Origin of the sequence: Flavobacterium sp. (assembly GCF_044369455.1) — a bacterium.
Taxonomy (GTDB): domain Bacteria; phylum Bacteroidota; class Bacteroidia; order Flavobacteriales; family Flavobacteriaceae; genus Flavobacterium.
In genome coordinates, this window is sequence record NZ_JBIPLW010000001.1 from 400,937 (window position 1) to 419,210 (window position 18,274).

Here is an 18,274-nt window from a genome sequence, read left to right on the forward strand (position 1 = left end):
ATTTTACATTTAAAAAACTTTTTATTAACAATTTGGTAACATTGACCATAGGTTTAAAATTGAACTATAAAAAATCCCGATTTCTCGGGACTTTAATAATTACTATTTTAAGTAATCTACTGAAGTAAACTAGCTAACTGTTGGTATAGTTTAGGATCTGAAGGTCTTGCCGCATCGGCATCTACAACATTTCCAGACGGATCAATTAGTATAAACCTTGGAATGGAATTAATACTAAATGATTTGATAAAATCAGATTGCCAGTTTTTATCTGCAAATAATTGAGTTCCTCCTAATTCTTTTTCCTTTACAAACGTTTTCCATTTGTCATGATCTTTATCTACATCTACAGAAATACTAACAAACTCAATATTTTTATTATGAAACTTTTCCTCCACTTTTTTCAAAGAAGGAATTTCTGCTCTACAAGGTCCACACCAAGTTGCCCATACGTCAATATAAACATACTTTCCTTTCAAACTCTCTAATGAAGTTTTTCCACCAATAGCATTTTCATAATCAAAATTAGGTGCTTTGGCATTATTCATTTTTTTGTTTGCACTTATTTGAGTGTAATACTGTTGAAGTCCTTGTAAATTAGTTTCGATCTCAGCTGCATGTATTTTTGTAAAATTAGAATCGAGTCCTGCTTTCTTTAATGCCTCTAAATCGGTACTTTTTTTCTGATTAACTACCTTATTAAAGCTTTCTTGATCTAATGACATCCATTGTATAATATCTATTTTCTCTTCTGCTAAGGTTTCTTCAGCCAAATAATTATTTTCCTTTGACCCTTTTCCTTCGAATTTAATGGTTTCATCAAATTGAGCAGCATCCATAGTCATTTTTAAATCATAACCATTCTTTAAAAATAACTGTGCATATTCTGCTCCGTCAAATAGTTGATAAAATCCTTCTTTAATAGGAAACTTTGCTTGAAACAAGCCTTTTGGATTGAGTTTAATCTCTTGAACGGTTTTACCATTTTCTTGAATAAAAAGAATATCCCCATTTTTATTGTCAATTTTAGCTTGAAAAGCCATATTGTCTTGAGCAGAAACAGAGGATGAAAATATAACCAGAAGTAATAAAGCAATCAGATTTTTCATTGTAATGTTTTTAAAATTAATACTCAAATATACCTTTTTTAATACACAAGCCAAAGAATGGTTAGTTAAAGTTGATGCAATGTTTACCTTAGTTTATTGATTTTGTTTTTTACTTTGGCACCTATCTCTTCCCATTTTATACTTTCTGAAATGAATTTAATATCAAAAATGATTATTGAATATATAAGACTATTCTTGTTCTCATTTATTCTTTAATTGTTTTTTATCTGTTAATCTTTCTATATATGTATTTTTATTCTTTCGCTCGAGCACTAAAAAATCTATCGTACAAAAAAAACTCCTCAAAATTGAGGAGTTTCTATTTTTTTAACCATTATAATATGTTAAAAAATCACCTTTTTAGATATTAAATTGCCGTTTTGATCTTTAATTTTAACAATCAATACTTGATTGTTTTTTGTTAAGGTATCAATTCTAAATTCATTTGAATTTACAGCATCTTGATTGAATAGTTTTCTTCCTTGTATATCATAAACATTTATTGATTTTATATCAATATTGACACTATTGATGATAATAGAATTATTTGAAACAAATACGGCAACTGCATTAGCATTCAGCGGTTCATCAACACCTAAACTTTCAGTTGAAAAACGCAAAACAAAACGATTATTAAAATTTCCTGCCTCAGAAGAGAAAGAATAATCTGATTCATTTAAATTGTGTATTGTTGAGGTAAAAGTATCTTCTAAATAGACTAATTGGCCCTCTTCAAACAAGCCGTCCATTTTATCTAATGAAATAGTATATGTTCCTGCTGCTTCAACTTTAAACCCAAGAGGAATGGTGTCTTCTGCCGAAAATGGTAAAGATTTTGCCTGAATTGAATATTCTTCGTTATTTAGTAATGAGGTTAAAGCTACTTGTGAATCGTTAAAATACTTTCCATCAAAACGATCTAAAGTGTTTGATGCTCCTTCCGCATATCCTAGCAACATTCTACTAAATACGCCGCTTTCATTTGTTAAATTTAACCACAAACGATGTTTTTCAACTTGACTAACAGCAGAAGAATTTCTAAAAAACTGATTTTCAAACGAATCTGGAACTTTCATAGAACTATTAAATACTAACCCTGTTAATGCTTTTACCAAAAATCCTTGTCCTACTTGAATAAAGCCATTTGGATCATCACTTGTTGCTGAACCAGTACCTCCTAATTCAGTATAAGTTGCATAAAAAGTCCCCAAATTTCCTGAACCTGAAGTATCGTTTCGCCTTCTCCAAAAATAAAGCGTTCCATCTATATTACCAGCGTTTTGCTGCAATAGTGCATCTGCACTAATAACCGTTGGATATGGGTTTCCTACTAAATTAAATCCTTGACCACTAGTGACTAAAGCAACATTGACTGCACCATTTTTAGGAACACCTACAAAGGTACCTTGCCAAGCTTGCGCTACATTTGGTGATGCATTTGCCACGTGATTATTTGGAGCTCTTATAAAGTATCCGTTTCCTGACTCAAATGCAGTTGTTAAAGGGTCAATTGATGAAAAATGATTATTAACAGTATTGTATTCATAAAAGCGATTGTCAAGAGTTGATGGAGAAAACTGTTTTAATGTTTGAGTTCCAGTAACTGGTGAAGACCACATGGTGTAATCTAAACGAAAAATTTCAGAACTATTACGTATAACCGTAATTTCTCCAACATTAGCAGGAGCGGAGTCGTTAAGTTGGTACAAATTAGCATTATTTTCAACAACAAATGAAGCTGCACTACTATTGTTAACTATATTTTCATACACAATAAGATTATATCCCGAAGCTATAGTGTACGTATGCCCTTGATTTAGTGTTAAACTTTTAACTTCAAACATATCCACGTTAGTACCATCAGAAATATAATCATCATCTAAAATCACATCATGATCAGAAGCTGGTAAAACGCCATTCAACCAAGCGCCGTTTGACCATATGGCTTCTAAAGTCGGAGCACTAAGAGTAGTTACCGTAATCACATTTGAATTGTTAGTAGTTACTGGAGTGCCACCACTAAGACCTTCTGCACGAACTCTGTAATAATAAACCGTTGAAGGATCTAAACCTGAAACAAGTTTTCTTGTAAAGATACTGGCAACAAATAAATTATTATAACCCGCTAACAGGACAGAAAAGTCACTAAACTCACTTACGTCCAAGCGATATCCTGTAGCTCCAGAAACACCAATCCATCGAGCAGAAAAAAATGTATCCGAAATTCCAGAAGCTGAAGCAGCGACTGGCGGTAATAATGGGTTTGTTGAAAAAGTAACTGCAGCCGTCCAACTGCTAAAAAGCGGTGCTGGGGTACATTTATAACGCATGTAAACAGAATAAGTAGTAATTGATGATAATCCAGAAACAAGTGACGAAAATACGCCATCACCCACTGAACCACTTACTACCAAACCTGAAACACCACTGCCTGGTAAACCTGATGTTCTAACTTCATAAAAATAAGCTTCGCCTGGAGCAGAACTTGATGCTGTCCAGTTTAATACTGCAGAGATAGAGGTTATATTAGTTACCATAACTCCAGTCGGTGGATGGCATTGAGCAAAACTAAAAAATGTAACGAAAACGTTCGTTAGCAATATAACCGTTTTGATTGTAAATTGATATTTCATAAGCTTTATAGATTTAGAATTGTATTAGTAGATTTTATTTAGTAAACTATTTTCTTGGTAATCTGTTGTCCATTAGATAATACAATTTTGGCAATAAGTAATTGTTTTTTTTGATTTAACCCAGAGATTTTACATTCATTTTCATTAGCAATAGAATTACTAAAAATCAATCGTCCACATAAATCAAATAAATCTATCTTTTGGATGCCTACTTCTTTTACCAAGAAATGTATATTTGAATTAGAAACTGAAATGATAACTGTTTCATTTATAGTTGAAAATTCATCATTATTTAAATTTTCTTTAATTACCACTATGTAATCTTCTGCTTCCCCATTAGCAATTGATTCACAAGGTAAAGGGTACGTTGACGTTTCTGATTGTTTTGTTCTCACTCTCATAATTGTTGAGCCCAGTAATGCATCAGCTGGTACGGTAATATTTGCTATAATTCCAGAATTAATATTATTCCCACCTGTTACAAAACCTAAAATATATGATTCGCTTACTTCGAACTGCTTATTCTGATTCCAATCTATCCAAGCCATTGTGTAATTTGTTCCACCTTCGGGACTAACAGTTACCGATAGTGGAACTGTAGTTTCTTTTACTAAATCTGTTTGAATTGATGTGAAATTTGAATAAGTGGATATGCTCGAAGATGAATTATTAATTCCTGCTATGGTTACATTAGTTATGCCAATTCCATTTTCAGTTGCTACTAAAGGGGCACAATAACACCCTTCTCCTCCAACTAATAATGGAAAATCGAAAATCGTTGAAGAAACGATATCACATGTTGTAGCTCTTCGATAATAGGTAGCTATGCTTTGCGTAGTAGAATAAAAGGCGTCGGTAGCATTTAGAATATTTGTCCAAGGCCCACTATCGTTGGGTGATGATTGCCATTGGTATGACAACCCTGATGCTATAGAACCATTTTGAACAGAAAGTGTGAATGCTTCTCCTGAACAATAAGGACCAGCAGAAACTATTGTTTGACCACCAACAGGAGTTGCATCACATGGATTTGTTATTGTAAATTGCATGTTAGGTCTTCTTCTGGCGAATAATTCTGCCAATAAGTTTTGGTTGGGTAAGCTGCATCCAACGGGTGAGGTATTATTGGTGTAATTTGCCGCAGTTACTCGTTCTCCGGCTGGAAAATTCTTACATTCAACAGAAAAGCTCGTTCCAAAATTGGTATTGCTTCTACAGATTTCAACAATAATATTTCGAAATCCATCCCATGCAAACGGTGTGTTTAAATTAAAGGTATACCAACCCGTTCCTGTAATATTTTCAATAGTTGACTCGTAATATACAGGTAAATCATCAACAAGAGTTGACCCCAAGACAAAGGAATTAGTCATTCCCATTTTTATTTTAATGTTTTCTGGCTTTAAACTTGACGGCAAACCTAATTGAGTGACGTTAACTGCCAATTTAATCACGTTCCCTGATATGTTAAATCCAGCGTCATATAATTCTTCAGCAAAATAAAGATATTGAGATCTATTATTTCTGTTAATCGTTGCAAAAGGAGAAACTCCTAGAGTATTAATCGACTCTACACCATCACCTAAAGTATAAGTTACTTGAGCTTGTATGTCATTACAGAAAAGTATAAAAAGTAGTATAATACATTTAAATGCGTTAGTTTTTTTTATAAATACGTTCAGCATAGATATTGTGCTCATAATAAAGTAGTTTTTTTTCATAATTATATTTAAAACAGATAGTTAATTTAGAATATGATTTTTTTTGTAGCTATTACACCATTATCTTTCTCAACTTGAACTAGTAATAATTGGTTGTTTTTTGCGATGTCTGAAATTAGTATTTCTGAAGTATCTACATTAGTTTTATTGTAAAGTAATCTTCCAGTACTGTCAAAAATCGTAACAGAATGTATTTGACTAGCAAGCGATTTAACAATAATATCAGAATTATTAGCATAACATAAAACACTATTCTCTGTTTTTATATTTGGATTTAAACTTAGGGCTTCGTTATTAAATCTAAGTTCAAAACGATTGTCAAAAGTGCCTTGTATACTTGTGAAGGTATACATCCCAGATTTAATATCATGCAAAGTTGATGTAGCATTGTCTAATAAATAAACAGATTGGTTTTCAAAAATACTGTCATACTGGTACAAGTTTAATGTAAATTCACCAGTCAAGGTAGTAGAAAATCCTAATGGGATACTATCGTTTGAGTTAAATGGCAAAGATTTACCTTGTATTACTAATTTATCATCCCCAATTTTTGTGTAAATTTTTACGTCTCCAGAAGGTGTTATTGTAGAGTCATAACCCCAATCTAGACCGTTTGTTGCTCCTTCAACATAACCAACCATTGTTTGGTTGAATTTCCCATTTTGATGAATTACTTCAACCCAAAGTCGGTTTTTTTCAACCTCTTCAGAATTGGTTGCATTATTTCTATAAAATTGTGAATTAGTATATCCTGTTATGTTTTTTCGCATGTCGTTGTTAAATACAACGTTGCCTGACGATGTGCCTCCTTTAACCATAAAACTTTGACCTGCACCTATAAATTGGCCTGGAGTAGTATTATTCCCAGAACTAATCGAAGGAAGACCCACAGATCCCGTGAAATTGTATGTTGCATAGTCATCAGAAGTATAACCTGAGATGTGCGGAAAAAGAGGGTTTAAAGCGGCAATCGGTAGCGTGTTGTGTGTCCAATAATAAATTGTTCCGTCGAGCAAAGTACTGTTGGCTAATAAAAACTTATTAGCATCTAAAGCGGAAGGATAAGGATTTCCTAATAAATTCCAATTAGCAGAACCTCCTTGTGAAGGCACAGTAATAAGACCATTGTTTGGCACACCTAAAAAAGATCCTTGAAAAACAGTTCCAGTTCCAGTTGAAGGATACCCATCGGGTGCGCGTATGATATATCCTTTACCAGCAATCATAGGGCTATTTGCTATACCATTAACCCAAGCTTGGGTAAGATGATTCCAATGATAAATCCTTATTGTTGGTGTTCCCGGCGAGAATTGAAATGGTGTCAGTCCCGCTACCGGAGAGGACCAATACGTATAATCTAACATTCGAACTGGCTGAGAATCTCTATTGTAAAGTATTTTACCTTCGTTGACAACAGCATCATTCTCCTGAATTAAGCTAGCATTATTTTCAAAGATTACAGTGGCAGCATCGTCCACAACTAATTTCTCTTTTAAGGAAATAAAATCTCCGCTTCGTACAGTGAATGTTCCAGATACTATTTTAAAGCTACAGGCCTCCATCAAAGTAGTTCCATTGACAGAAGTATCAAAATTTCCTTGAATTCTGACTGGTAAAGCTGGCAACGGATTACTTCCAAAACTCCAAGAAGTTCCATTCCATGTATTCACTCCAGTAACTTCGGCACCAAGAGACGATCTTGTTCCCGCTGGTAGGTTATGATTACAGCCAACATCTCTTTTGTACCAGATACTGCCTATACCGTCTCTATCTACTGTCATAGTAGCAGCTGTTTGTCCTGGCAGAGAAATGAAATTATCATCATCTGCATAAGAATAGTACCATTGATAATGCAATCCGCTTGATTTTTCATCATTAATAACACTTAAAGTAACTGCTTCATCTTTACAAAAATTTTCAGCACCTAATATTGCGTCACCACCAGTCGGAGCACCGGCACATTGAAAAGTAAAACGAATGTTTGGTCTAAATTTTCTATACACAGCACTTAAAACTGTAGATGTATTGTACGTTCCTGCCGTTCCAGAAATCTGCATATTGCAACCTTGTGTATAATTTGAACCTCCTCCGCCGTTGTTTTGGCTATAAAGACTTCTTGTTAAAGTATTATTAGCAATAGCTACAGAATTTGTGTGGAACCTTCCTGTAAATTGGTAATAACCAGTGCTAAACGATGTAGATGGTGGTGAAATTCTTGGGTCTGCTTTACAAATTTCAACCACTATACTATCAATACCATTCCAAACGAAAGGAGTATTTAATGGAATTTCTACCCAACCGGTTTGACTAATAGTTAAATTAAACGAGGTTTTTACCACAGTAAGTAGTTCTGGTGTTGCAGAACCATCCCAAGTACAACGACCCGGAGCTGGCATGGCAGGGCCCCACACCGGAGTTCCACCATCTCCATCATAAGTAGCAATCGTGTGCCCCATGCTGATGGTAATATTTTGCATTGTATAACTACTCAAAGACCCAATAGAAAATCCGGGAACGTGAAACGCCAAAGAAGAAATTGTCGTATAGCCAGACGAGCTAGCTGAGGCAAGTTCACTAGCTTCAAATAAAAACTGCGCACGACTATCCTTTTTATTCGGTAAAAAAGGAGCAGACCACAGATTCACTGCATTAGAACCAATAGTTATTGGAGCTGCACCATTTGCTTCCAAAACAAACTGACCGTTTTGACTGTATAGATTTCCAGAGCCAAAAGCCATGAAAATCAAAATGAACGTTGCTTTATTAAGAAAGCAAAAATTCTTGTTATTAAATGTATTAGTCTTTTTCATAATCTGAAGCATTAATAAATATTAATAAACATATAAAAAAATAATTTTAAAACTTTTATAAATTAAATGTATTGAATATCAATTAAATAAAACCCATTTCAATTGTCATACTTTATCATACAAAAGTAATCATTTTATTATATAAAAAAAAAATTATCGACAAAATGTTAAAAAAAGCAGCTATTGAGCAAAGTAGTAACAGTTAAACGTTATTATGTGCATATAATAGGCATAAATAAAGCAATCTTGTTCTTAGTTTTGTATTCCATTTAACTCAATTTGCTCCTGTTTAGAAAAACTTATTAACAAAAAAATAAAAAAATAATAACGTTAATTTAATTGTATAAAAACTATGATTTTAAAATTGAAAAAATCAGCTAACTTTTTTACTATTTTTTACTTCAATACTTAAGTCACTTAACTATGGTACTAGTTTCAATAAAAAAATAAATTTATTTTATAGAACTCACGTTAATTCGTTAAGGGCGTTTTAATTTTTGACCAACTATCATAGTTTTTTTGAAAAAGGGAACCCATTTAATACCAGCATTTCATATTAGTTTTTTTACTTTTGCACACAAATTGAATGTTTCTTTAATTTTTTAAACTAATTTATTACAAATGTATAGAAGTCATAATTGCGGCGAGCTAAACGCCTCACACATAAATCAAGAAGTTACAATTGCGGGTTGGGTTCAAAAATCAAGAGATAAAGGATTTATGGTTTGGGTTGATTTACGAGACCGTTACGGAATAACGCAATTGTTATTTGACGAAAGTCGTTCAGAAAAATCAGTTTTTGAATTGGCCAAAACATTGGGAAGAGAATACGTGGTTCAAGTAAAAGGAACCGTGATTGAGCGTGAAGCCAAAAATAAAAACATGGCAACAGGTGATATTGAAATTTTGGTTACAGAAATGACCCTACTTAATGCCGCTATAACGCCTCCATTTACTATTGAAGACGAAACCGATGGTGGTGAAGACATCCGAATGAAATACCGATACCTTGATATTCGTAGAAACCCAGTAAAAAACAGTTTGCTTTTTCGTCATAAAGTGGCTATGGAAGTGCGTAAATACCTTTCTGATTTGGATTTTTGCGAAGTAGAAACACCTTATTTAATTAAATCAACTCCAGAAGGCGCAAGAGATTTCGTTGTGCCCAGCCGCATGAATGCAGGACAGTTTTATGCCTTGCCACAATCGCCACAAACCTTCAAGCAACTATTGATGGTGGGCGGTATGGACAAATATTTTCAAATCGTAAAATGTTTTCGTGATGAAGATTTACGTGCCGATAGACAGCCCGAGTTTACACAAATCGATTGCGAAATGGCGTTTGTGGAACAAGAGGATATTTTAAATGTTTTTGAAGGATTGACGCGTCATTTATTAAAAGAAATAAAAGGTATAGATGTGGCTGAATTTCCAAGAATTACCTACGATTATGCAATGAAAACTTACGGAAATGACAAACCAGATGTTCGTTTTGATATGAAATTTGGCGAATTAAATGATGTGGCAAAAAGAAGAAAAGGAGCTGGAAATGGTATTGCTACATTCAAAGAATTTACTGAGTTTTTAATTTTTGAAGAAGCAGAGTTAGTAGTTGGAATTGCAGCTCCAGCTTGTGCTTCTTTTACAAGAAAAGAAATAGATGCTCTAATTGATTGGGTAAAACGTCCACAAGTTGGTGCCACTGGAATGGTATACGTAAAATGTGAAGAAGATGGAACTTATAAATCATCGGTAGATAAATTCTATACCCAAGACGATTTAAAAAAATGGGCTGAAGCTACCAATGCCAAAGCGGGTGACATGATATTTGTACTTTCTGGTCCAGCAAATAAAACACGTGCCCAACTTTCGACTCTTCGAATGGAATTAGCAACCCAATTAGGATTAAGAAATCCGGCAGAATTTGCGCCACTTTGGGTGGTTGATTTTCCTTTACTAGAATTAGATGAAGAATCAGGAAGATGGCACGCCATGCACCATCCGTTTACCTCTCCAAAACCTGAAGACATGGAATTATTGGCAACCAATCCAGGAAAAGTTCGCGCTAACGCTTATGATATGGTGTTGAATGGAAACGAAATTGGTGGTGGTTCCATCAGAATTCACGATAAAGCTACGCAGCAATTAATGTTTAAATATTTAGGTTTTACCGAAGAAGAAGCTAGAAATCAATTTGGTTTCTTGATGGATGCGTTTCAATTTGGTGCTCCTCCTCATGGCGGATTGGCTTTTGGATTGGATCGATTGGTGGCAATTCTTGGCGGACAAGAAACCATTCGCGATTTTATAGCTTTTCCAAAAAACAATTCAGGACGCGATGTTATGATTGATGCACCATCAGAAATTGATGAAACACAACTAAAAGAATTATATATTAAATTAGATGTAAAGTAATTTATATCAAATTCACAGAATTTTAAGAAGCAACTGTTAAAATAACTAAAAACAGTTGCTTTTTTTATGTTATAATTTAAAATGCCGCAAGTATTTATCCATCAAGTTCTTATAGAAAGCTATAGAATTTAACAAATTTTTAATTATTTAACTTCAAAATGCTTGTTATGTCGCAATAAAATTTATCTTTGAACATTATTAATAATTTTTACAATACAAAATGCGCACAGGAACAGTAAAATTTTTCAACGAGTCTAAAGGTTACGGTTTTATCACAGATGATGAAACTGGTAAAGACATTTTCGTACATGCTACCGGAGTTAAAACTGAAAACTTAGCAGAAGGAGACAAAGTATCTTACGAAGAAGAAGAAGGTAGAAAAGGTAAAGTAGCCGCTCAAGTAGTAGCTATCGAAGACTAATACATATTATTTTTTGATTACCTAAAATGACTTAACGCCCCGAAATTTCGGGGCGTTTTTTTATAAATTAAAATTTGCTATTTAAAATCAATTTAAATAAACAGTTTTGCGAGCTAATTAACAAACGTTTATCACTTGATTTTTGCGAATTAAATAATGCGATGTATATTTGTGCCTATTAAAATTACCTCTAATTATACCCATTATGCAGTCCAATCAATTAGACTATTTACCAATTCTTATGCAGGCAGGTTTGGCCGTGGGATTTGTGGTTTTGACCATAATTGGCTCTGGCTATCTAGGACCAAAAAGACATTCCAAAAACAAAGATAAAAACTTTGAATGTGGAATAGAATCTGTTGGAAACGCAAGAATTCCATTTTCAGTGAAATACTTTCTTGTCGCAATACTTTTCGTCCTATTTGATGTCGAAGTAATTTTCTTGTATCCATGGGCAGTCAATTTCAAAGCATTAGGAGTAGATGGAATGATAAAAATGGTGATTTTCATGCTTTTACTTTTGGTCGGTTTTTTCTATATCATAAAGAAGAAAGCACTAGAATGGGAATAAATAATATTGAATTTCAGATTTCAACTAGTAGATAAGTTTGAATCTATAAAATAAAGTCAGCTAAAATTAACATTTGGTATTTAATATCTAAAATGGAAAACAAAACAAATATGGTTGCTCCCCCAGATGGAGTTGTTGGCGAAGGTTTCTTTGCAACAAAACTGAATGATGTCGTTGGGATGGCTCGTGCCAATTCGCTTTGGCCATTGCCTTTCGCTACTTCTTGTTGTGGAATTGAATTTATGGCAACCATGGCATCTCACTACGATTTAGCTCGATTTGGATCTGAACGAGTTAGCTTTTCTCCACGTCAGGCAGATATGTTAATGGTAATGGGAACTATATCAAAAAAAATGGCCCCTATTTTACGTCAAGTTTACGAACAAATGTCTGAACCTCGTTGGGTAATTGCAGTTGGAGCCTGTGCTTCTTCAGGTGGTGTTTTTGATACCTATTCAGTGCTGCAAGGAATTGACAAAGTAATTCCTGTAGATGTATACGTTCCAGGTTGTCCGCCCAGACCAGAGCAGATTGTTGATGGTGTAATGCAATTGCAGGAATTGGTACGAAACGAATCTGTACGAAGAAGAAGTTCCCCTGAATACAAAGAATTATTAGCTTCTTATAACCTATAATAATGGCTTTAGAAACTTCAATCATACAAGAAAAATTAACTCAAAAATTTGGTGACAAAGTACACGATTTTGGCATGAGTAAAGATGTTTTTTCATTCGAAGTAAATTCATACGCGCTGCATGAAGTAATTCGCATCCTTAAACAAGACGAAGATTTAAACTTCCATTTTCTAACCGATTTATGCGGAATTCACTACCCAGAAAATGATGAAAATCATCAATATGCTGTAGTGTATCATTTGCATAATTGGGTTGAAAATACTAGAATTCGCGTAAAAACTTATTTGACTTCAACTCCCGAAGTAACTTCAATCATAGATTTATTTTTGTGTGCAAATTGGATGGAAAGAGAAACATGGGATTTTTACGGAATTAACTTCATTGGTCATCCACAGTTGAAACGAATTTTAAATATGGACGAAATGATTTCACATCCGATGCGAAAAGAATTCCCAATGGAAGACAGTGGTAGAACCGATAAAGACGATCGTTTCTTTGGAAGAACAGCGCAAAAGTTATAAAAACAAAATAAATAATTCAACATTATAAAATGTCAGACTTATTATTATTACCAGAGCATCGATATGCCAAAATTATTGAACAAACTCGCAACGAAGACGGAAGCGAACTCTCAATATTAAATCTTGGGCCAACACATCCAGCAACCCATGGTATTTTCCAAAATATTCTATTGATGGATGGAGAAAGAATTTTGGATGCTGAACCTACTATTGGTTATATTCATCGTGCTTTTGAAAAAATTGCAGAAAACCGTCCTTTTTACCAAGTAAACGTTTTGACAGACCGAATGAACTACTGTTCTTCGCCCATTAATAATATGGCTTGGTGGATGACGGTTGAGAAGTTATTAGAAATCGAAGTCCCTAAACGTGCTCAATATTTGAGAGTAATTGTGATGGAATTGGCGAGAATAACCGACCACTTGATTTGTAATTCCATTTTAGGTGTTGATACCGGAGCATACACAGGTTTTCTTTATGTATTCCAGTTTAGAGAAAAAATATACGAAATCTATGAAGAAATTTGTGGCGCTCGTTTAACAACCAATATGGGAAGAATTGGTGGTTTCGAAAGAGAATGGTCGCCAAAAGCATTTGAATTATTATATACTTTCTTAGAAGAATTTCCTGTGTGTTGGAAAGAATTCGAAAACCTTTTTGAAAGAAACAGAATTTTTATTGATAGAACCGTAAATGTTGGTCCGATTACGGCTGAAAATGCCATGGCATATGGATTTACAGGCCCTAACCTTCGTGCAGCCGGAATTGATTACGACGTTCGTGTGGCGCAACCTTACTCATCCTATGAAGATTTTGATTTCATCGTTCCCGTCGGAAAATCAGGGGATACTTACGATCGTTTTTGTGTTCGTAATGCCGAAGTTTGGGAGAGTTTGAGCATCATTCGTCAAGCATTAGCCAAATTGCCTGAAGGGCCAATTCACGCTGACGTTCCCGATTATTATTTGCCTCCAAAAGAAGATGTCTACAACAATATGGAAAGCTTAATCTATCACTTCAAAATTGTGATGGGCGAAGTTCCGGTTCCTGTTGCCGAAATCTATCATGCAGTCGAAGGCGGAAACGGAGAATTAGGATTTTATTTAGTTACCGACGGCAGTAGAACACCCTATCGTTTGCATTTCAGAAGACCTTGTTTTATTTACTATCAAGCGTATCCGGAAATGATAAAAGGAGCCATGCTTTCAGATGCTATAGTAATATTATCAAGTTTAAATGTAATTGCGGGGGAATTAGACGCGTAAGCCTCCCCAACCCCTCCAAAGGAGGGGCTACTAAAGGTTTTAAAATAAAAATGAAAAAAAGTATTAACATATAAATTCACGTTATGCCTCCCTCCCTTTTGGGGAGGGTTGGGGTGGGGCTTATGGAAAGAACACATATAAAACAAGAGATAAACATTACCGAACCATTGATGACTCGCATCAATGAGTTAATCAGTCATTATCCTGCCGAAAAAAGAAAATCAGCTTTGTTGCCTGTTTTACATGAGGTTCAGGATGCCCATGACAATTGGTTGAGTATAGAATTGCAAAATAAAGTAGCTGAGATTATAGAAATACAACCCATTGAGGTCTATGAAGTAGTAACATTTTACACCATGTACAATCAAAGACCTATTGGAAAATACATGTTCGAGTTCTGTCAAACCGCAGCTTGTTGTCAAAACGGCGTGGAAGATTTGATGGATTATACCTGTTCAAAATTGGGCGTTGGTATTGGTGAACCAACTGCTGATGGACTTTTTGAAGTTCGAGGAGTTGAATGTCTTGGTGCTTGTGGTTATGCGCCAATGATGCAGTTGGGTGATTTCTACCAAGAGCATTTGACAGTAGCAAAAATCGATCAGCTTATTGCTGATTGCAAAGATGGAAAAATCACTTTACACGATAAATAATAGCATGGGAAGAAAAATATTGTTAGACAAAATAAACGTTCCAGGCATCAAAACCTACGAAGTATATCGCAAGGAAGGCGGCTATGCCTCGGTGGAAAAAGCGTTGAAAAAAATGACCCCGGATGAAGTAGTAGAAGAAGTAAAAACTTCTGGACTTCGTGGTCGTGGCGGCGCCGGATTTCCTGCCGGAATGAAATGGAGTTTTATTGATAAAAAATCAGGAAAACCTAGACATTTAGTTTGTAATGCCGACGAATCGGAACCGGGAACTTTCAAAGACCGGTATTTGATGGAATACATTCCGCATCTTTTGATTGAAGGAATGATTACGTCGAGTTACGCATTAGGCGCTAACCTATCCTACATCTACATTCGTGGAGAATATATGTGGGTTTATAAAATTTTAGAACGTGCCATTGCCGAAGCAAAAGCTGCGGGTTGGTTAGGAAAAAATATATTAGGTTCGGGCTACGATTTAGAATTATACGTTCAAATTGGAGCTGGAGCATACATCTGTGGAGAAGAAACCGCCTTAATTGAAAGCTTAGAAGGGAAACGTGGCAATCCTAGAATCAAACCCCCATTTCCAGCGGTTTCAGGACTTTGGGCGAACCCAACCGTGGTTAACAATGTGGAAACGATTGCCGCTGTGCCATGGATAGTAAACAATTCTGGTGCTGATTACGCCGGAATAGGAATTGGTCGTTCAACGGGAACCAAATTAATTTCGGCTTCTGGAAATATCAAAAATCAAGGCGTTTTCGAAATAGATTTAGGATTGTCAGTTTATGAATTTATGAATTCAGACGAATATTGTGGCGGAATGCAAACCGACAGACCATTGAAAGCATTGGTGCCAGGAGGAAGTTCGGTGCCTATTTTACCAGCGAATTTAATCTATAAAACGGCGAATGGCGAAGACCGTTTAATGACCTACGAAAGTTTGTCCGACGGTGGCTTTGCAACAGGTTCTATGTTAGGTTCAGGAGGTTTTATCGTGTATGATGACCGAGCATGCATCGTCAGAAATACTTGGAATTTTGCACGGTTTTATCATCATGAAAGTTGCGGACAATGTACGCCTTGTCGAGAAGGAACAGGTTGGTTGGAAAAAGTATTGCATCGAATTGAAAACGGTCACGGCCGTGAAGAAGACATTGAATTGTTATGGAGCATTCAGGCAAAAATTGAAGGGAATACAATTTGCCCTTTAGGTGATGCTGCTGCTTGGCCAGTAGCTGCGGCAATTCGTCATTTTAGAGACGAGTTTGAGTACCATATTCGTTTCCCGGAAAAAATAAAAAATAGAGATCACTTTGTAAATGAACCATTTGAAAAAGTGAAGCATTTAACTGCAAAACAAGAAATATAATTTAAAAGTTGGAAGTTGGAAGTGAAAACACTTAAACCTTTAAACCTTTATACAAATAAAAAATGAAAGTAACCATAGACGGTCAAGAAATTGAGGTAGCTCCAGGAACAACAATTCTGCAGGCGGCTCGTATGATTGGTGGAGAATCTGTTCCGCCAGCCATGTGTTATTATTCTAAACTAAAAGGAACCGGTGGCAAATGCCGTTGTTGTTTAGTAGATGTTACCAAAGGTAGCGAAGCCGACCCAAGACCAATGCCAAAATTAATGGCTTCCTGTGTAACAGGATGTCAGGACGGAATGGAAGTAGCCAGCAAATCCTCAGAAAGAGTAAGAGATGCAAGAAATGCTGTAACCGAATTTCTTCTGATAAATCACCCATTAGATTGTCCGGTTTGTGACCAAGCAGGCGAATGCGATTTACAGAATTTAAGCTTCGAACACGGAAAATTACAACAGCGTTTTATTGAAGAAAAAAGAACGTTTGAGCCCGAAGATATTGGCGATAAAATTCAATTACATATGAACCGTTGCATCGTATGCCAACGTTGTGTAGAAGTTGCCGACCAATTGACGGACGGAAGGGTTCACGGAGTGTTGAATCGTGGTGATCATTCACAAATTTCGACTTGTGTTTCGGCAGCTATTGACAATGAATTCTCTGGAAACATGATTGATGTTTGTCCCGTAGGCGCTTTAACAGATAAAACGTTCCGTTTCAAATCGAGAGTTTGGTTTAACAAACCTTTCAATGCACACAGAGAATGTACAACTCCAGGCTGTTGCGGAAAAACAACCCTTTGGATGTTCGGAAATGAAATTCAAAGAGTAACTGCTCGAAAAGACGAATATCACGAAGTAGAAGATTTCATTTGCAACACCTGTCGTTTCGACAAAAAAGAAGTTTCGGATTGGGTAATTGAAGGACCACGAAAATTTGAAAAAGAATCAGTTATTAATCAAGGTAAATACTATGGTAAAAGAGATACTGTAGTAATTGCTACTGAAAAAGGAATTCTTCAAGGTAGAGATATCGACCGCAAAAAAATTAGTATGGCCGAAATCGATTACAACGAAAAAATTGATGGTAACCCAATAAATTCAAAGAAAAATGGATAGTGCCTTCATCATAGAGAAAAGTATTTTCATTGTAGCCATTTTTGCAATAACAATGATTATGGCAATGTATTCTACTTGGGCTGAACGTAAAGTGGCTGCATTTCTGCAAGACCGTGTTGGTCCAAACCGTGCTGGTTGGGGTGGATTATTGCAACCATTAGCCGATGGAATGAAATTATTTGCTAAAGAAGAATTTGAGCCTGATACTAAGAATAGATTTTTGTTTTTTGTTGGCCCAGCTGTGGCAATGAGTACAGCTTTAATGACTAGTGCTGTAATTCCGTGGGGTGATAAATTAGAAATTTTCGGCAGAACTGTTATTCTTCAAGCAACCGATATTGATGTTTCATTACTCTATATTTTTGGAATTGTTTCTGTAGGTGTTTACGGAATTATGATTGGTGGATGGGCATCAAATAATAAATTTTCTTTGATGGGATCTGTTCGTGCCGCTTCACAAATGGTTTCCTATGAAGTAGCGATGGGATTGTCTATCATAGCCTTGATTATGATGACAGGTACGTTGAGCTTAAAAGAAATATCTATACAACAATCGGGAATGAATTGGAATGTTTTCTATCAACCAGTTGGTTTTTTAATTTTCTTAATTTGTGCTTTCGCTGAAACCAATAGAACTCCATTCGATTTAGCCGAATGTGAATCCGAATTAATTGGCGGTTACCATACCGAATATTCATCTATGAAAATGGGATTCTACTTATTTGCAGAATATGCGAATATGTTTATTTCATCAACTCTTTTAGCAGTACTTTATTTTGGAGGCTACAATTATCCAGGTATGCAATGGATGGTGGATCATGTTGGCGTAAACATGGCAAACATTTTAGGAATTGGCGTTTTATTTATCAAAATATGTTGCTTCATTTTCTTCTATATGTGGATTCGTTGGACAATACCACGTTTTCGATACGATCAGTTGATGAACTTAGGATGGAAAGTTTTAATTCCACTTTCTATTACCAATATTATTATAACAGGAATTTGCATTCTAGCTTTTAATTAAGAAAAG

14 protein-coding genes are annotated in these 18,274 nt (G+C 35.2%); 10 read left to right on the forward strand and 4 right to left on the reverse strand.

What is annotated here, in order from left to right:
* Positions 1 to 116: 116 nt before the first annotated feature.
* From ACIQ2L_RS01720 to ACIQ2L_RS01735, 4 genes are all read right to left on the reverse strand, one after another.
* On the reverse strand, positions 117 to 1,109 hold the full coding sequence (locus ACIQ2L_RS01720) for a TlpA family protein disulfide reductase (RefSeq protein ID WP_396155809.1): 993 nt from the start codon (positions 1,107 to 1,109) through the stop codon (positions 117 to 119).
* A gap of 344 nt (positions 1,110 to 1,453) precedes the next feature.
* Positions 1,454 to 3,742 carry a T9SS sorting signal type C domain-containing protein gene (locus ACIQ2L_RS01725; RefSeq protein ID WP_396155811.1) on the reverse strand — a complete coding sequence of 763 codons (2,289 nt, stop codon included), beginning with the start codon at positions 3,740 to 3,742 and terminating at the stop codon, positions 1,454 to 1,456.
* A 38-nt stretch (positions 3,743 to 3,780) separates the two neighbouring features.
* Positions 3,781 to 5,442: a GEVED domain-containing protein gene (locus tag ACIQ2L_RS01730; RefSeq protein ID WP_396155813.1), complete on the reverse strand. Its 1,662-nt coding sequence runs from the start codon at positions 5,440 to 5,442 to the stop codon at positions 3,781 to 3,783.
* Positions 5,443 to 5,489: 47 nt separating this feature from the next.
* Positions 5,490 to 8,273, reverse strand: a complete 2,784-nt coding sequence (locus tag ACIQ2L_RS01735) for a T9SS sorting signal type C domain-containing protein (RefSeq protein WP_396155815.1) — start codon at positions 8,271 to 8,273, stop codon at positions 5,490 to 5,492.
* Between the two features lie 621 nt (positions 8,274 to 8,894).
* Between ACIQ2L_RS01735 and aspS the strand changes: the two genes are divergently transcribed.
* The 10 genes from aspS to nuoH all read left to right on the forward strand — a co-directional run bounded on the left by aspS (position 8,895) and on the right by nuoH (position 18,268).
* Positions 8,895 to 10,688, forward strand: a complete 1,794-nt coding sequence (aspS, locus tag ACIQ2L_RS01740) for an aspartate--tRNA ligase (protein WP_396155817.1) — start codon at positions 8,895 to 8,897, stop codon at positions 10,686 to 10,688.
* Positions 10,689 to 10,908: 220 nt separating this feature from the next.
* A complete protein-coding gene (locus ACIQ2L_RS01745; RefSeq protein ID WP_293872363.1) occupies positions 10,909 to 11,109 on the forward strand; it encodes a cold-shock protein in 201 nt (66 codons plus the stop codon).
* 205 nt (positions 11,110 to 11,314) lie between these two features.
* Complete coding sequence (locus ACIQ2L_RS01750) at positions 11,315 to 11,680, forward strand: NADH-quinone oxidoreductase subunit A (protein WP_396155820.1); 366 nt, start codon at positions 11,315 to 11,317, stop codon at positions 11,678 to 11,680.
* A gap of 92 nt (positions 11,681 to 11,772) precedes the next feature.
* Positions 11,773 to 12,315, forward strand: coding sequence for an NADH-quinone oxidoreductase subunit B (locus ACIQ2L_RS01755; RefSeq protein WP_396155822.1), 543 nt, complete (start codon positions 11,773 to 11,775; stop codon positions 12,313 to 12,315).
* Between the two features lie 2 nt (positions 12,316 to 12,317).
* On the forward strand, positions 12,318 to 12,836 hold the full coding sequence (locus ACIQ2L_RS01760) for an NADH-quinone oxidoreductase subunit C (protein WP_396155824.1): 519 nt from the start codon (positions 12,318 to 12,320) through the stop codon (positions 12,834 to 12,836).
* Between the two features lie 29 nt (positions 12,837 to 12,865).
* A complete protein-coding gene (locus ACIQ2L_RS01765) occupies positions 12,866 to 14,101 on the forward strand; it encodes an NADH-quinone oxidoreductase subunit D (RefSeq protein WP_396155826.1) in 1,236 nt (411 codons plus the stop codon).
* A 122-nt stretch (positions 14,102 to 14,223) separates the two neighbouring features.
* Positions 14,224 to 14,754: a complex I 24 kDa subunit family protein gene (locus ACIQ2L_RS01770; RefSeq protein WP_396155969.1), complete on the forward strand. Its 531-nt coding sequence runs from the start codon at positions 14,224 to 14,226 to the stop codon at positions 14,752 to 14,754.
* 4 nt (positions 14,755 to 14,758) lie between these two features.
* Positions 14,759 to 16,126 (forward strand): NADH-quinone oxidoreductase subunit NuoF, encoded by a 1,368-nt coding sequence (nuoF, locus tag ACIQ2L_RS01775; RefSeq protein WP_396155971.1) that lies wholly within the window; start codon positions 14,759 to 14,761, stop codon positions 16,124 to 16,126.
* A gap of 62 nt (positions 16,127 to 16,188) precedes the next feature.
* Positions 16,189 to 17,244, forward strand: coding sequence for a 2Fe-2S iron-sulfur cluster-binding protein (locus ACIQ2L_RS01780; RefSeq protein ID WP_396155828.1), 1,056 nt, complete (start codon positions 16,189 to 16,191; stop codon positions 17,242 to 17,244).
* On the forward strand, positions 17,237 to 18,268 hold the full coding sequence (nuoH, locus tag ACIQ2L_RS01785; RefSeq protein WP_396155830.1) for an NADH-quinone oxidoreductase subunit NuoH: 1,032 nt from the start codon (positions 17,237 to 17,239) through the stop codon (positions 18,266 to 18,268). The genes ACIQ2L_RS01780 and nuoH overlap by 8 nt, the downstream gene beginning before the upstream one ends.
* The last annotated feature ends 6 nt before the right edge of the window (positions 18,269 to 18,274 follow it).

Bases quoted from the DNA above. Each gene is read 5' to 3' on its own strand.
- ACIQ2L_RS01720 (WP_396155809.1), bottom strand. From the start codon at position 1,109: ATGAAAAATCTGATTGCTTTATTACTTCTGGTTATATTTTCATCCTCT.
- ACIQ2L_RS01725 (WP_396155811.1), bottom strand. From the start codon at position 3,742: ATGAAATATCAATTTACAATCAAAACGGTTATATTGCTAACGAACGTT.
- ACIQ2L_RS01730 (WP_396155813.1), bottom strand. From the start codon at position 5,442: ATGAGCACAATATCTATGCTGAACGTATTTATAAAAAAAACTAACGCA.
- ACIQ2L_RS01735 (WP_396155815.1), bottom strand. From the start codon at position 8,273: ATGAAAAAGACTAATACATTTAATAACAAGAATTTTTGCTTTCTTAAT.
- aspS (WP_396155817.1), top strand. From the start codon at position 8,895: ATGTATAGAAGTCATAATTGCGGCGAGCTAAACGCCTCACACATAAAT.
- ACIQ2L_RS01745 (WP_293872363.1), top strand. From the start codon at position 10,909: ATGCGCACAGGAACAGTAAAATTTTTCAACGAGTCTAAAGGTTACGGT.
- ACIQ2L_RS01750 (WP_396155820.1), top strand. From the start codon at position 11,315: ATGCAGTCCAATCAATTAGACTATTTACCAATTCTTATGCAGGCAGGT.
- ACIQ2L_RS01755 (WP_396155822.1), top strand. From the start codon at position 11,773: ATGGAAAACAAAACAAATATGGTTGCTCCCCCAGATGGAGTTGTTGGC.
- ACIQ2L_RS01760 (WP_396155824.1), top strand. From the start codon at position 12,318: ATGGCTTTAGAAACTTCAATCATACAAGAAAAATTAACTCAAAAATTT.
- ACIQ2L_RS01765 (WP_396155826.1), top strand. From the start codon at position 12,866: ATGTCAGACTTATTATTATTACCAGAGCATCGATATGCCAAAATTATT.
- ACIQ2L_RS01770 (WP_396155969.1), top strand. From the start codon at position 14,224: ATGGAAAGAACACATATAAAACAAGAGATAAACATTACCGAACCATTG.
- nuoF (WP_396155971.1), top strand. From the start codon at position 14,759: ATGGGAAGAAAAATATTGTTAGACAAAATAAACGTTCCAGGCATCAAA.
- ACIQ2L_RS01780 (WP_396155828.1), top strand. From the start codon at position 16,189: ATGAAAGTAACCATAGACGGTCAAGAAATTGAGGTAGCTCCAGGAACA.
- nuoH (WP_396155830.1), top strand. From the start codon at position 17,237: ATGGATAGTGCCTTCATCATAGAGAAAAGTATTTTCATTGTAGCCATT.